The organism is Undibacterium sp. 14-3-2 (assembly GCF_016595265.1).
Classification (GTDB): domain Bacteria; phylum Pseudomonadota; class Gammaproteobacteria; order Burkholderiales; family Burkholderiaceae_D; genus Undibacterium; species Undibacterium aquatile.
The window spans coordinates 636,567-651,456 of the sequence record NZ_JAENGS010000001.1 but is presented as its reverse complement, the minus strand read 5'-3'; the positions used below and the strand labels follow the sequence as shown (position 1 = coordinate 651,456).

The following is a 14,890-nucleotide window of genomic DNA, read 5'->3' as shown; positions in this document are numbered from 1 at the left end:
GCCGATATCAATGTCCGTCGAAATTACATACGGTAAACAGTGGCAAGCCACTTTCTTTAATCAGCTTAGAGCCGCCCAGTTCAGGCAGATCAACAATCACCGCGCCTTCGACCACGATAGCGCCGAGACGCTCCAGCAGTTTTTTACCCGCCATCATGGTGCCGCCAGTCGCAATCAGATCGTCGATCAGCACGACACGGTCACCTTTTTTGCAGGCATCGGCATGCAGCTCGACGGTTGCGCTGCCGTATTCCAGCTCATATTCTTCCGACACGGTGTGAAACGGCAATTTACCTTTTTTTCGGATAGGCACGAAGCCCAGATTCAATTCATACGCCAGCACCGAACCGATGATGAAGCCGCGCGCATCCAGACCGGCGATCACATCAATCTTCTGATCCATGTAGCGATGCACAAACATGTCGATTAACACGCGAAACACCTTAGGATTTTGCAACAAAGGGGTAATGTCGCGGAACATCACGCCTTCTTGCGGCCAGTTTGGCACGGTGCGGATATGTTCTTTAATGTACTCGGATGGATTTAACATCGCCGGATGACCTTCAAATTTTAAAATAACCCGCTATTTTAGCAGTCGCTGCTCTGCTCTTGCGACTGCTTCTGATGTTCCGCGCACGACGATCACATCGCCTGCCTGTAAAACGATCGTTTCGGCATGCGCCAGACGCTGGCGGCCACGGCGCACCACATGCACATCCGCCCCTGTTTCCGTCAGGCATATCTCTTGCAGGGATTTACCTGTTGCCGTTGCCCGCTCATTCAAAACGATCGTATGCAAACGGATCTGCATCGCTTCCGGGCTATCGGACGCATCGCTGGCACCACGGAAAAATCCCCGCAGCGATTCATAGCGCTCATCACGTGCCGCCTGCACGCGATGCACAACACGGCGTAGCGGCACACCAAGAATCACCAGCGCATGCGATGCCAGCATCAGGCTGCCTTCCATTAATTCAGGCACCACCTCGGTGGCGCCAGCGGACCTGAGTTTATCCAGATCCGCATCATCGTGGCTGCGTACGATCACCGGCAAAGCAGGATTGAGTTCATTCACGAAATGCAGAATTTTCAACGCCGAGGCAGTGCTGGTATACGTCACGACCAGCGCGGCCGCGCGGTTAATACCAGCCGCCGTCAGGCTTTCACGGCGCGCCGCATCGCCATACGAAACATTTGCGCCCGCCATCTGCGCTTCCTGCACACGATCAGGGTCGAGATCCAGCGCGTGATAGGTGATCCCCTCCTCTTCCAGCAGACGCGCCAGACTTTGCCCGCTGCGCCCGAAACCGGCGATGATCACGTGCTTTTTCGCATTCATCGTGCGGGCGGCAATTTGTGTCAGGGCGAGTGATTGCATCATCCATTCGTTGGCGGAAAACTTCATGACGATGATGTCTGATTTCGCCAGAATAAACGGCGATACCAGCATCGATAACACCATCGAGGCCAGTATCACCTGCAGCAATTGCGGGGGTATCAGATGCAGATCACCGGCCTGGTTTAGTAAAACAAAGCCAAACTCACCAGCCTGCGCCAGTGCCAGACCGGTGCGCAAAGAAACACTGGTCGAATTGCCAAACAATTTCGCCAGGCCGGCGATCAACAACAGCTTGATGACCATCGGCAAAATAAATAGCAACAACACTAACCACAGATGTTCAACCACCAGCCGCCAATTCAGCAGCATGCCGACGGTGATAAAAAACAGCCCCAGCAACACGTCGCGGAAAGGCTTGATTTCTTCCTCCACCTGAACGCGGTATTCAGTTTCTGAAATCAGCATCCCCGCCACAAATGCCCCCAGTGCCATTGATAGCCCGGCCTTGTCAGTCAGCCAAGCAGCCCCCAGCGTAATCAGCAAAAGATTAAGCATAAATAACTCTTGCGAACGCTGCTTCACCACCACACGAAACCAGGCGCGTATCACCTTTTGCCCGACGACCAGTAATAAAATCAAGACTAGAGTCGCCTTCGCACTTGCCCAGGCGAGGTTTTGCAGCAGATCAGAAGAATGTGAAGCCAGCGCCGGAATCAGGATCAGCAACGGCACCACCGCCAGATCCTGAAACAACAGGATGCTGATAATCTGCCGCCCGTGCAGGCTTTCTAACTCCAGCCGCTCCGTCAGCATTTTGGAAACGATCGCTGTCGATGACATCGCCAGTGCACCGCCTAAGGCAAAAGCAGCTTCCCAGCCGATCTGGAAATACTGCGGCAACCAGATGCTCGCTAAGCGTGCCGCCACCAGGCTAACCGCAATCGTCACGAATACCTGCGCCATCCCTAAGCCGAATACCGCCTTGCGCATCGTCATCAGCTTGGGCAAAGAGAATTCCAGCCCGATAGAAAACATCAGAAACACCACGCCAAACTCGGCAAGTTCGTGCGTGACTGCGCCATCGTCGGCAAACCCGAGGCCGAACGGACCGATCAGCACGCCGACCACGAGATAACCCAGAATCGGCGGCAATTGCCACAGACGAAAAACAACAACCCCGAGAACCGCGGCAGCTAACAGAGACAGAGTAGTATCAAGGGCGTTCATAAAGGACATTATTGCCGATTTATGCCAATGCTTCCGTCATATCTCGTTAACAATATCGACTGAATATGCATTTCGTTACGTCTGGCAGAGTTTTTGCTTATAGGATTTCGTTTATACTTCAGGCATGAATGATCTGAACGCAACCCCATTTAACGAGACGACTGCAGACGATGCGTCCTCGATCGCCGCGCAACGCGCGGTGCAACTGGCATCCACGACCCTGCAAATCGAAGCAGATGCGCTGATTGCCTTACAAAACAGGCTTAATTCTGAAGACGCTGCGAGTTTTGCCGTTGCAGTAAAGATGCTGCTTTCATGCAACGGTCGTGTGGTCGTTTCCGGCATCGGTAAATCCGGCCATATCGCCCGCAAGATTTCAGCCACCTTCGCCTCCACCGGCACACCGTCGTTTTTTATCCACCCGGCAGAAGCAGCGCACGGTGATCTGGGCATGGTGACCAAACATGATGTGTTCATCGCGATTTCCTATTCTGGTGAAGCGGCGGAATTAATCTCTATTTTGCCGATCATCAAACGCCTTGGCGTCAAACTGATTTCACTGACAGGCAATCCGCAATCGAGTCTGGCGAAACTGGCCGATGTACATCTGAATCTGCACGTCGATAAAGAAGCCTGCCCGCTGAATCTGGCGCCGACAGCAAGCACCACGGTGACACTCGCTTTGGGCGATGCGCTGGCCGTCGCAGTATTGGATGCGCGCGGCTTTCGCGAAGAAGATTTCGCACGTTCCCACCCGGGTGGCGCGCTGGGACGCCGTTTGCTGACCTATGTCAAAGATGTGATGCGCACCGGTGACGCGGTGCCATGTGTAACACCCGAAACCCGGCTGACCACGGCATTGCTGGAAATAACCAAAAAAGGCATGGCGATGACGGCAGTCATTGATGCCGAACGAAAAATTATCGGCGTTTTCACCGATGGTGATTTACGCCGCCTGATGGAAGATGTGCGCGATTTCACGCAAATTCAGATTGCTGACGTGATGCACAAGAATCCACGCAGCATACGCGCCGATCAATTGGCTGTCGAAGCCGTCGACATCATGGAAACCTATCGCATCAACCAATTGCTGGTGACGGATGAGCATGACAGATTAGTCGGTGCCCTGCATATTCACGATCTGACCCGCGCCAAGGTGATTTAATGTCCGACGCAAGCACAAGAGCCGCAAAAATCAGACTGATGATCTTTGATGTCGACGGTATTCTGACCGATGGCAGCCTGCACTTCGGTGCAGACGGAGAAGCACTGAAAACATTCAACGTGCTCGATGGGCAAGGCATACGCCTGCTGCAAAATGCAGGCATTGCCACTGCGATCATCAGTGCCCGGCAATCACCGATCGTTGCGCGGCGTGCCGCTGACCTCGGTATCACCCATGTACGTCAGGGTATCCATGATAAAAAGACGGCGTTTCTGCAGTTGTTGAATGAGCTCAGCATACCCGCAGACGAATGTGGCTTCATCGGTGACGACGTGATCGATCTGCCGGTTCTGACCCGCGTCGGTTTCGCGGCCAGCGTTCCAAACGGACACGCCGAAGTGCGCCAGCGCGTGCATCATGTGACGACCGCCAGCGGTGGTAAAGGCGCGGCGCGGGAAGTCTGCGACTTCATTTTACGTGCGCAAAACAAGTACGACAGCGTTCTGGCAGAATACCTCGCATGAAGGCACAAATCACTATCGACCGTGCACGCATCTGGATGGCAATCGCTGCTGTCGGCGTCGTTGCACTTGGCAGTTTCTGGCTGTATGACACGGTGCGCCGTCAGGGTGCTGATGACTACAACCGGGCATCGGCACGTCTGGAACCGGATTATTACGTAGAGAATTTCAATTTCATCAAACTCTCGAATAACGGTAAAGCGAATTATCATGTCACCGGAAAAAGTCTGATTCATTTACCGCGCACAGATCAATACGATATCAAAGAGCCGCGTATCAGTAGCTTTGATGCGCAGCGCACACCGATTACGATCAATGCCGGACGCGCGGTTGTGGAACAGAAATCGGAAGTGCTGACACCCAAACGCACAGAAGACGTGGTGCATCTTTATGATCAGGTCACAGTCGAAAGACCGCTGGGACTCAACTCCAGTTTCATGCGGGTGGAAACTGAATATCTGCAATTACTGCCCGATGCCGACATCGTGAAGACCGATCAACGCATTAAGCTGATTACGGATAATGGCGAAACCCTTGCCACCGGCATGATGGCTAACAATACGAATCAGGAATTACGCCTGCTAAGTAAAGTACATGCGCGCCTGTCAAAACATAAATAAAGACATGCACAAAGATATTTATTCACTTCATCAACATCAACAAGTCAGAGAGTAAAACATGCGCCCCGAAAAAAAATCAGTTTATCTGGTACTGAACTCATGGACGTTAGCCCTTGTGACTTTGCTGTCAGCGTCCGGCGTTCATGCTGAAAAAGCAGACAGTCTCAAAGAAATGACGATAGAAGCAGATCAGTTTTTAAATAATGGTAAAACCAATGTCAGTACATTTTCAGGCGATGTCGTGGTAGTACGCGGTACGCTGAAAGTCAAAGCTGAAAAAGCCGTCGTGACAAAAAGTGCGGATGAATTCCAGCACGTGGTACTGACTGCCAAACCCGGTGCAAAAATCAGCTTTCGCCAAAAACGCGATGGCGGTCCTGATCTGTGGGTCGAAGGCGAATCAGAAAAAGCCGAATACGATGAAAAAACTGAGTTTGTAAAATTTCTGTCCAAAGCGCAGATACGCTATCTTGATGGCAGCAAAGTCACTCAGCAGCAAGAAGGTGAATTCCTCTCTTACGACAGTAAAAACGATGTCTTTGTTGGCGTCAATTCCAGCTCAGGTCAGTCAGTTTCAGGTGGCGGTCGCATCAAAACCACGATACAACCAAGAACTGAAAAACAGGCAAATTAAGATGGCATCAAAAGACAGTACGCTGACCGTCAAAGGTCTGCAAAAACGCTATGGCGCACGACAAGTGGTGCGTGATGTCTCGCTGTTGGTGAGAAGCGGTGAAGTCGTCGGTTTGTTAGGGCCGAACGGTGCAGGTAAAACCACCTCTTTTTACATGATCGTCGGACTCGTGCCTTCGGATTCCGGTGAAATCAATATCGACGATACGAACGTTTCTGATTTACCGATACATCAGCGCGCCGTACTCGGTCTGTCGTATCTGCCGCAGGAAGCATCGGTGTTTCGCAAGTTGACGGTGGAAGAAAATATCCGCGCCGTGCTCGAACTGCAAAGAGACAAAGAAGGAAAATTTTTGTCTGAGAAAAAAATCCGGCAACGTCTGGATAGTTTGCTGACCGATCTGCAGATAGAAAAAATCCGTGACAGTCAGGCGCTTGCTTTATCGGGCGGTGAACGACGCCGGGTTGAGATTGCGCGCGCACTCGCGACGAACCCGCGCTTTGTTCTGCTCGATGAACCTTTTGCCGGTGTTGATCCTATCGCAGTCATTGAGATTCAACGGATTGTCCGCTTCCTCAAAGAACGCGGCATCGGCGTGTTAATCACAGATCATAATGTGCGTGAGACACTGGGCATTTGTGACCACGCCTACATCATCAATCAAGGCTCGGTATTAGCCAGCGGCAAACCCGACGATATCATTCAGAATGAGTCCGTGCGACGCGTCTATCTCGGAGAACATTTCCGGATGTAACGGGACGCCTTATGAAACAAAGCCTGCAACTACGTACTTCACAGCATCTTGCACTGACGCCTCAACTGCAGCAATCAATACGGCTGTTGCAACTGTCAACGCTGGAACTGCATCAGGAGCTGGAAACACTGCTGATAGAAAATCCTATGCTGGAGCGTGTCGACGATCCTATGGATAATGCGGTTCGCTTACTGGCGGACGGTGCGATCAATAACACAAGTACGACACCGGATGCAGGCATGGAAAGCGCCGCTCAGGCTGACAACAATACGCCGCAAGAAACGACGGCCGACGCCGATGTGCCAGTCAACGACAGCGTCAGCGCCAATGAGGAAGAATGGAGTTTTAACGACGCGCCTTCCGGTGCATCTAACAGCGACGAAGATGAGGGACGTCCGCAACTGGAAGCGGCGCACATCAGCTTACGCGAATACTTGCTCGAACAGATGCGTCTGACGCTCAGGGAACCGCGTGATCGTGCGTTGCTGGAACTGATCATCGACACACTGGATGACAACGGCTATCTGACAGAAAGTCTGGAAGAAATTCATGCCGGTCTGCCGATAGAATTGTTAATTGAAGAAGATGAATTGTCGTTTGCGCTGAAGATGCTGCAGAGTTTCGATCCGCCCGGCGTCGGTGCCAGAAATTTATCAGAATGTCTGGCGCTACAGATCAGGCGTCTGCCAAAAATTCCTTTTGTCACACGTCGTCTTGCACTGGCCGTGGTGGAGACTCAGCTGACTTTATTTGCACAGCGAGACTTCACTAAATTAAAAAAAATATTCGGCTGCGATGACGAAGATTTACGTGAGGCACAAGCAGTCATACGACAGTGTGAACCACGTCCCGGCATCACATTTGCCACCAGCAGTTCGGACTATGCAGTGCCTGATGTGATCGTCAAAAAAAGTGGTAATGGCTGGCAGGTTTTACTGAATCAGGATGTGATGCCGAAACTGCGCGTCAGTAGTATGTACGCCAATATCATGCGGCAAAACCGTGGCGAAGCAGGACTGGGAACGCAGTTACAGGAAGCACGCTGGCTGATCAAAAATATGCGTCAGCGTTTCGATACTATTTTGCGTGTATCGCAAGCGATAGTTGAAAGACAACGTAACTTTTTTACGCATGGTGCAGTCGCGATGCGCCCCCTTGTTTTGCGCGAAATAGCTGATACACTAGGTCTACACGAGAGCACTATTTCTCGTGTAACGACCCAGAAATACATGCTGACCCCGCATGGTATGTTTGAGTTGAAATATTTTTTCGGCAGCCATGTCGCGACGGAAACAGGGGGTGAAGCATCTTCCACCGCGATACGTGCACTCATCAAGCAGTTGATAGGAGCAGAAGACCAGAAAAGCCCACTCTCTGATAGCAAAATTGCAGACATGCTGGGCGAACAGGGCATGGTAATAGCCCGACGGACCGTTGCCAAATACCGTGAAGCCCTGAAAATTCCGCCAGTGAGTTTGCGTAAATCTTTGTAAGACGTCCTTGTAATCACGGTTTGAATTGCTATATATGATTTAGCTCAACGCAGTAAAAACGAAATGAGCTTATCGTTAATAGCAAGTAATATCACTATAGGAGCACAGTATGAATCTCACCATCAGTGGACATCACGTCGAAGTCACTCCTGCCATTCGTGAATATGTACATACCAAGCTGGAACGCATCCGGCGCCACTTTGATCAGGTCATTGACATTACCGTCACGCTGACCGTCGACAAACTGAGCGAAAAAGAGAAACGGCACAAAGCCGACATTGACCTGCATATCAGCGGTAAAGATATTCATGTTGAAAGTCTGGCGCATGATTTGTACGCAGCCATTGACACACTGATTGATAAACTGGATCGTCAGGTGATAAAACATAAAGATAAAGTCCAGGGTCACGATCGCGATGCGATCAAACATATCCCCGATCCTGCATCGGCATAATCGCCAACCCCGCGCTTAACGGGACTCCAAAACAAGGACGCCAATAGCGTCCTTTTTTGTTATCTGTTTTTTGTTATTTTTGTCGTACTGACGATGTGCAAACAGGAATAAAATGAATGCCCTGTCACGACTATGTTAATGGTATCTACATGAGCGAATACGTAATCACCTCGGTTAAAAATCAGATCGGCTACATCACTCTCGACCGTCCCAAAGCATTGAACTCCTTATCACTGGAGATGGTGCGCGCACTCACCGCCACTTTATTGGCATGGCGAGACGATACAACGATCCGTGCAGTATTCATTCACAGCAGTAGTGAAAAAGCATTTTGCGCTGGCGGCGATATCCGTTTTTTTTATGATGTCGGCACCGCCACACCGAGCGGTGACAGCGCCCTGCTTGAAGATTTTTTTACCGAAGAATATGCGTTAAATCATTTGATACATTTTTACCCCAAACCCTACATCGCGTTGATGAATGGTGTGGTGATGGGTGGCGGTATGGGCATTGCGCAAGCAGGTGAAAATTGCCGTCTGCGCATCGTGACCGAGCGTACCAAAATGGCGATGCCGGAAGTGAACATCGGTTTATTTCCCGATGTAGGCGGCAGTTATTTCCTGTCGCGAACACCGGGGGAAATCGGTACTTATCTCGGTCTGACTGGCGACATCATCGCCGCCGCAGATGCCTTGTATGCAGGCCTCGCCGACGTCTATATTCCGACGTCCGAGTTACCGGCATTACTGTCCATGCTGGAGACCAGCAACGCGCAGGATATACGGCTGGCGATCCGTGAATTTGCTGCGCCATTTGTGTCGCAGGCCAATCCGGCCAGCAGCAAACTTGCCGGCCAGCGCGCCTTGATTGATCAGTTTTTCAGTGGCAACAACGTGCTGGCCATCGCAGAAAAATTAAGCAACAACAGCGATGCATTTGCCCAACAAACGCTGGTCACGATGGAGAAGCGTTCGCCTTTACTGATGTGCGTCACTCTCGAACAACTACGGCGCGGTGCAGGTCAGAATGTGTCTGACTGTCTGCGCATGGAGCGCACCATGGTGCGTCATTGTTTCAAGCACGGAGAAGTGCTGGAAGGCGTGCGAGCCTTAGTGGTCGATAAAGACAATATGCCGCAATGGTCGCCCGCGCATCTGCGCGATGTGAGTCAGGAACAAGTTGATCAATTTTTTACCGAAGTGTGGCCGGGACACGCACATCCGCTGCGGCATTTGCAGGGTTAATAGCGGACAGGTTTCTGAGCAATTTCACTGACAGATTTACTGACAGATTTGCCAGCACGTTTTTTCCGGCATCATCACAACAGCGCCCATCACGCAATAAAGTGATGGGCGCTTTTTCATGGAACGCTGCTTAAAAAATGTGGCGGTATTTTTATCGCATCCGTGTTTAGTATCAGATCACGACACATCCTGCAACGAAGTATCAGGAAATACCATTCTGAGCATAAAATATACTCCCCCCAGTATATGTAAACCTCCCTTATTTTCTGATGACAATAGACCGATTTTATAAAAAAAGAGGGGGAGTATATGAACTCCCCCTCTTTCAATTTCATTTTTGACTTACTTCATTTAATGATGTGAGCCGCCACCCAGATACGCCGCTTTCACTGCCGGATCATTTTGCAATTTATCGGCTGGACCATGCACCGAGATGCGGCCATTTTCCAAGACGTAACCGTAATCAGCAACAGCAAGTGCGGCGGCGGCAAACTGCTCAACCAATAACATGGTGCGGCCTTCCTGCTTGAGTCGCTGGATGATACGAAACACTTCATCCACCAGGATCGGCGCAAGCCCCATCGATGGTTCATCCAGCAAAATCACTTCCGGATTCAGCATGACGGCGCGCGCCATTGCCAGCATTTGCTGCTCACCACCGGATAAAGTACCGGCCAGTTGGTGACGGCGTTCACGCAGACGAGGGAATAATTCCATCGCTTTTTGCAGATCGCTTTCGATATCGCCACGCGGACGCGAACGGGTAAAACGCGGAAACGCGCCTAGCAGTAAATTATCCGTCACCGACATCGTGGCAAACACACGCCGACCTTCCGGAGAATGGGCAAGGCCAGCGCGCGCTATCTTATGCGAATCCAGGCCAGTCACATCTTTACCATGCAAAGTGACGGTGCCCTGTTTTGGTTTCAGCATGCCGGAAATCGCGCGCATGGTTGTGGTTTTGCCAGCGCCATTCGAGCCTATCAGCGTCACCACTTTGCCCTTAGGCACTTCAAGCGAAATGCCGTGCAAGACTTCCACTTTGCCATAGGCCGCGTGTAAATTTGAAATACTTAACATACTGATCTCCTCAGGCGGTGGCGGTCGATGGGACAGATGCACCCAGGTCTTCACTGACGCTGCCACCGAGATACGCTTCAATTACTTTCGGGTCTGCCTGCACTTCGGCTGGCTTGCCTTCAGAAATTTTCTGACCAAAATCGAGCACGGTCACGGTATCGCAAATCGACATCACCACGTCCATGTGATGTTCAATCAGAATGATGGTGATATCGTGCTCGCGGATTTTACGAATGATCGCGATGAGGTCTTTGATGTCCGGTGCGGTGAGACCAGCCGCAGGCTCATCCAGCAACAGCAACTGTGGATTCAGACCCAGTGCGCGACCGATTTCCAGCAGGCGTTGCTTGCCGTAAGGCAGATTCCGCGCTTCTTCATTCGCCAGATCAGCCAGACCAACAAAGTTCAGAATACTCGCTGCCCGTGCACGCGCTTCGCGCTCTTCACGCAGATAGCGCGGGCTATGTATCATCACGTCAAACACATTGCTGCGGAAAGTATTGTGCAAGCCAACCAGCACGTTTTCTGTTGCGGTCATTTCACCGAACAGTTGCACGTTCTGGAAAGTCCGTGCAACACCGCCCAGCGCGATTTCTGAAGGTGTGGTGCCGGAGATCACTTTGCCGCCAAACTCGACCACACCATCGGTAGGTTTATAGATACCGGTCAGCACGTTCATCATGGTGCTCTTACCGGAACCATTCGGTCCAATCAGGCCATGTACCGTGCCTTTGGCGATTTGCAAATCCACCTGATTCAGCGCTTTCAAGCCGCCGAATTGCATCAGCAACTGGCGTGCGCTTAACAACACGCCGACACGTTCGCCGTTGGCTTTGACAATCGCCAGATCTTCCCCCCCACTCAGCTCACCGGCTTTTGCCAGTAAGTGGCGTGGGCCTTTACCTAACAAGGAATTGACGAAACCGACGATACCATCCTGCAGGTAATACACGACGAACAAGGTCATCAGACCGAACACCGTCAGGCGCCAGTCAGTGATATTTTCCAGCTTGTAGGAGAAGATCGCCATACCGACAACTGCTGCTACCGGCACCAGCAATTCCTTCGCTGTTTTACGTCCCTTGGCGATAGTAAAGGCAGCACCGGCAATACCAATCACCGCAGCAACGGTCGCAATCTTGCGGAACAGCTCAATGTCTGCCAGTAACGACGGCAGCATCACCACAATAAACGCCCCCAGCAAAGAACCGATACGCGACTTGCGGCCACCCATGATCACTGCGAGCAAGAACATAATCGTCAGCTCAAAGTTATACGTATTCGGCGAAATGTATTCTTCGGAATACGCATACAGGCTACCCGACAGACCAGCCAGTGCCGCACTGATAATGAACGCATACACTTTATAGCGATAGACGGAAACGCCCATGCAATCAGACGCGATCGGGCTGTCACGCAAGGCCTGAAAAGCACGGCCGAGATGCGAGCGCAAAATGCGATGCACCACAATCATCGCCACGACCATCATGCCGGCGACCAAATAGAAGTTACCGACTTCACTCAGTTTTTGACCAAACAGAATTGGCTTCGCAACCTTGATCCCCATCGGGCCTTCGGTCAGAAACGTCATTTCGTTGATCAGAATCTGAATAATGGTGCCGAATGCCAGTGTCACCATCGCCAGATAAGGGCCGGTGACGCGCAGCGCAGGCAAGGCCAGCAAGGCTCCAAAAATAGCGGTCACACCGATACTGGCGGGGAGCGCCACCAAAATCGGCATACCCAGCTTGAAATACAGCACGCCTGTGGTGTACGAGCCGATTCCGAACAGACCTGCATGTCCGAGCGATACCTGGCCGGTGTAACCGACAACGATGTCCAGACCGAACAATAAAATCGCGTAAATTAAAATCGTTTCGGCGAGATGTATGTAGTACGGGTTATGTACTATCATCGGAAACAGTATCAGGGCAATAATGCCGAGAATTGAAAAAGCTAAGGTTTTCTTGTTCATGTTTATTCCTTATACCTTTTTGATCGCTGCTTTGCCGAACAGACCAGCAGGTTTAAATGCCAGAACCAGCAACAGCAATACCAGGCCAGGTACTTCTTTATAACCTGTCGAGATATAAAAACCTGTGAGCGTTTCCGCCACACCTAAAATCAGGCCACCGACAATTGCACCGACACCGGAAGTCAGACCGCCGATAATCGCCACCGCAAATGCCTTCAGACCCAGTGCCGAACCCATCGTTGCACCAGTCAGCGTCAACGGTGCCACCAGCACGCCCGCAAACGCCGCTGTGGCCGACGATAAGGCATAAGAGAAGGTGATGACTAGGCTGGTGTTAATCCCCATCAGGCCAGCCGCATCACGGTCATTAGAGGTTGCCACCACGGCTTTACCGTAAATCGATTTACGATTGAATAATTCCACCGCCAGCATGATCGCCAGCGCGCCAACGACGACGACGACTTGCATCGCCTGTACATTGGCGCCGAAAATTTGAAACGGTGCAGCAGACAACGGCGACGGGAAAGTCAGATCGTCTTTACCCCAGATATTTTCAGCGACGTTTTTAAAAATAATCGCGAGCGCAATCGTGGACATAATCCAGCCAAACTCTGATTTGATTTTGATCGCCGGACGCACACCTATCCATTCAACGAACATCCCTTGCAAGCCACCGAAGACGATGACGATAGGAATCATCAGCCAGTAATTCATGTAAGGGCCACCATGAATATTACCGACCACACTCAGGCCAACCAGCGCGCCCAGCATCAATGATTCGCCCTGACCGAAATTCAGGGTGCCGGAAGTGGCGAAGGTCAGTTGATATCCAAATGCGATGACCGCGTAGATCATGCCAAGAGCGATACCACTGAACACTAACTGTAATAAAATTTCCATTTTCATTTACCTAATGGAGAGCACGACACAAGACGCACATAACAGCTGCAGACATGGCCGAGCCAGTCGATGCAAGCGATGTGGTCTTGATGATGCAGTACAGAGAAACGAGTCAGATCTTGCCTAAATTGCCGCAGACCTGACTCTGATGACAGCTAAAAAACGACGTTTTATTTAGCCAGAACGATGTGACCGCCTTTGGCTTCACCCATCACTGGAATACCAGTTTTGATCGCTTCGTGATCGTCGTGGGTAAATGGTTTGTTGTAAGTCGTTACAACACCATCGACTTTTTCAGTCAGATTTTCGAGTGCTTCACGAACTTTCACGCCGTCAGTAGTACCGGCCTGTTTGATCGCTGCTGCGAGTACGTAGATAGAGTCGTAGCCTTGTGCTGCTGAGACTGGGGAAGGAATGCGGTCAACTTTGTAAGCCTTCTGATAGGCATCGATGAAGGACTTGCGTTTCGGTGTTGTCGCGTCTTGAATGAAGGTCTGTGGCATACGTGCGCCATCGCCGTTTTTGCCAGCGTTATCGAGGAAGTTACCCATCGATAATGTCCAGCTGCCTATCATCGGTACTTTCCATCCAAGCTTTTCCATACCATTGGCGATCTGCGCTAATTCAGGGCCAATACCGTAAGTCAGGATCGCCTGTGCGCCGCCTTGTTTGGCTTTCAGCAATTGCGCTGTCATATCCACATCTTTGATGTTGAATTTTTCAACTGCAACCGGCTTGATGCCTTTTGCTGCCAGCGCTTTTTCCAGATCTTCGCGGCCTAATTGTCCGTAGTTGGTGGAGTCAGCAAGAATCGCCACTTTAGTGAATTTATGCTTGCCGATCGCTTCTTCCACAATCATTGCGGATTGAATCGTATCACTGGCAGCAATACGGAAGATGTAGTTATCTTTGTGTTCTGGCGCAACGAACTGCTTGGTGATTGCAGTACCGGTAGCGATGTTATTCATGACCGGAATTTTAGCTTCCTGATAGAAGCGCTGTGAAGCCAGAGCCACGCCGGTGTTTGCGTAGCCGACGGTAGCGACCACTTTTTCTTTATTAATCAGTTCTTGCGCGACCTGAACGCCACGCTCATTTTTTGCTTCATCATCACGTTCAACGAGTTGGAACTGACGACCAAGTACACCGCCTTTTGCATTGATTTCAGCAACAGCAATTTTGACGCCATCGCGCATCGAAACGCCCATCGGTGCAGAGCCGCCAGTCAGCGGGCCGGAAACGCCAATCTTGATCGGTTCGGCAGCAATACCTGCCACGGACCAGCTTACGAGTGCAGATGCAATAACAGCTTTCATTTTGTATGACATGTCGGTCTCCAGATTATTTGTATGAATTTGAATATTTGCTTTTCGACGTACTACCCATACAAATTACCAGAAAATTCTTTTTGCATTGCAACAAAAGCTACTTAAGTAAAACTACGCAAGCTATTTTTCGTCAACACTCGTCATTCGTAATCCCGT

Annotated in this window: 14 protein-coding genes; 8 read left to right on the top strand and 6 right to left on the bottom strand. The window is 50.9% G+C overall.

Going from position 1 to position 14,890, the window contains the following annotated elements:
- Nucleotides 1-7: 7 nt before the first annotated feature.
- Both Undi14_RS02950 and Undi14_RS02945 read right to left on the bottom strand, forming a co-directional pair.
- Nucleotides 8-550, bottom strand: coding sequence for an adenine phosphoribosyltransferase (locus Undi14_RS02950; RefSeq protein WP_200177837.1), 543 nt, complete (start codon nt 548-550; stop codon nt 8-10).
- Between the two features lie 33 nt (nt 551-583).
- On the bottom strand, nt 584-2,566 hold the full coding sequence (locus Undi14_RS02945; RefSeq protein ID WP_370589872.1) for a cation:proton antiporter: 1,983 nt from the start codon (nt 2,564-2,566) through the stop codon (nt 584-586).
- A gap of 124 nt (nt 2,567-2,690) precedes the next feature.
- Here Undi14_RS02945 and Undi14_RS02940 point away from each other — a divergent pair, with 124 nt between their 5' ends.
- The 8 genes from Undi14_RS02940 (at nt 2,691) to Undi14_RS02905 (ending at nt 9,451) form a co-directional block, all read left to right on the top strand.
- Entirely contained in the window at nt 2,691-3,731 is a 1,041-nt protein-coding gene (locus tag Undi14_RS02940) for an SIS domain-containing protein (RefSeq protein WP_186896314.1), read from the top strand.
- Nucleotides 3,731-4,255 (top strand): HAD family hydrolase, encoded by a 525-nt coding sequence (locus tag Undi14_RS02935; protein WP_186896313.1) that lies wholly within the window; start codon nt 3,731-3,733, stop codon nt 4,253-4,255. Before Undi14_RS02940 ends, Undi14_RS02935 begins: the two co-directional genes overlap by 1 nt.
- Entirely contained in the window at nt 4,252-4,872 is a 621-nt protein-coding gene (gene lptC / locus Undi14_RS02930) for an LPS export ABC transporter periplasmic protein LptC (protein WP_186896312.1), read from the top strand. The genes Undi14_RS02935 and lptC overlap by 4 nt, the downstream gene beginning before the upstream one ends.
- A gap of 58 nt (nt 4,873-4,930) precedes the next feature.
- Nucleotides 4,931-5,506, top strand: coding sequence for a lipopolysaccharide transport periplasmic protein LptA (lptA, locus tag Undi14_RS02925; RefSeq protein WP_186884680.1), 576 nt, complete (start codon nt 4,931-4,933; stop codon nt 5,504-5,506).
- Nucleotide 5,507: 1 nt separating this feature from the next.
- Nucleotides 5,508-6,260 (top strand): LPS export ABC transporter ATP-binding protein, encoded by a 753-nt coding sequence (lptB, locus tag Undi14_RS02920; protein ID WP_186884679.1) that lies wholly within the window; start codon nt 5,508-5,510, stop codon nt 6,258-6,260.
- Nucleotides 6,261-6,271: 11 nt separating this feature from the next.
- A complete protein-coding gene (locus tag Undi14_RS02915) occupies nt 6,272-7,753 on the top strand; it encodes an RNA polymerase factor sigma-54 (RefSeq protein ID WP_200177835.1) in 1,482 nt (493 codons plus the stop codon).
- Between the two features lie 109 nt (nt 7,754-7,862).
- Complete coding sequence (gene hpf / locus Undi14_RS02910) at nt 7,863-8,207, top strand: ribosome hibernation-promoting factor, HPF/YfiA family (protein ID WP_186884677.1); 345 nt, start codon at nt 7,863-7,865, stop codon at nt 8,205-8,207.
- A gap of 149 nt (nt 8,208-8,356) precedes the next feature.
- Nucleotides 8,357-9,451, top strand: coding sequence for an enoyl-CoA hydratase/isomerase family protein (locus Undi14_RS02905; RefSeq protein ID WP_200177834.1), 1,095 nt, complete (start codon nt 8,357-8,359; stop codon nt 9,449-9,451).
- Between the two features lie 351 nt (nt 9,452-9,802).
- Here the strand turns inward: Undi14_RS02905 and Undi14_RS02900 are convergent, their stop codons facing one another.
- From Undi14_RS02900 to Undi14_RS02885, 4 genes are all read right to left on the bottom strand, one after another.
- Complete coding sequence (locus Undi14_RS02900) at nt 9,803-10,531, bottom strand: ABC transporter ATP-binding protein (RefSeq protein WP_200177833.1); 729 nt, start codon at nt 10,529-10,531, stop codon at nt 9,803-9,805.
- A gap of 10 nt (nt 10,532-10,541) precedes the next feature.
- Nucleotides 10,542-12,506: an ATP-binding cassette domain-containing protein gene (locus Undi14_RS02895; RefSeq protein ID WP_200177832.1), complete on the bottom strand. Its 1,965-nt coding sequence runs from the start codon at nt 12,504-12,506 to the stop codon at nt 10,542-10,544.
- Nucleotides 12,507-12,515: 9 nt separating this feature from the next.
- The gene (locus Undi14_RS02890; RefSeq protein ID WP_186896308.1) at nt 12,516-13,406 is read right to left on the bottom strand and encodes a branched-chain amino acid ABC transporter permease; all 891 of its coding nucleotides are present in this window, start codon (nt 13,404-13,406) and stop codon (nt 12,516-12,518) included.
- A 170-nt stretch (nt 13,407-13,576) separates the two neighbouring features.
- Complete coding sequence (locus tag Undi14_RS02885; RefSeq protein ID WP_200177831.1) at nt 13,577-14,734, bottom strand: ABC transporter substrate-binding protein; 1,158 nt, start codon at nt 14,732-14,734, stop codon at nt 13,577-13,579.
- Between the last annotated feature and the right edge of the window lie 156 nt (nt 14,735-14,890).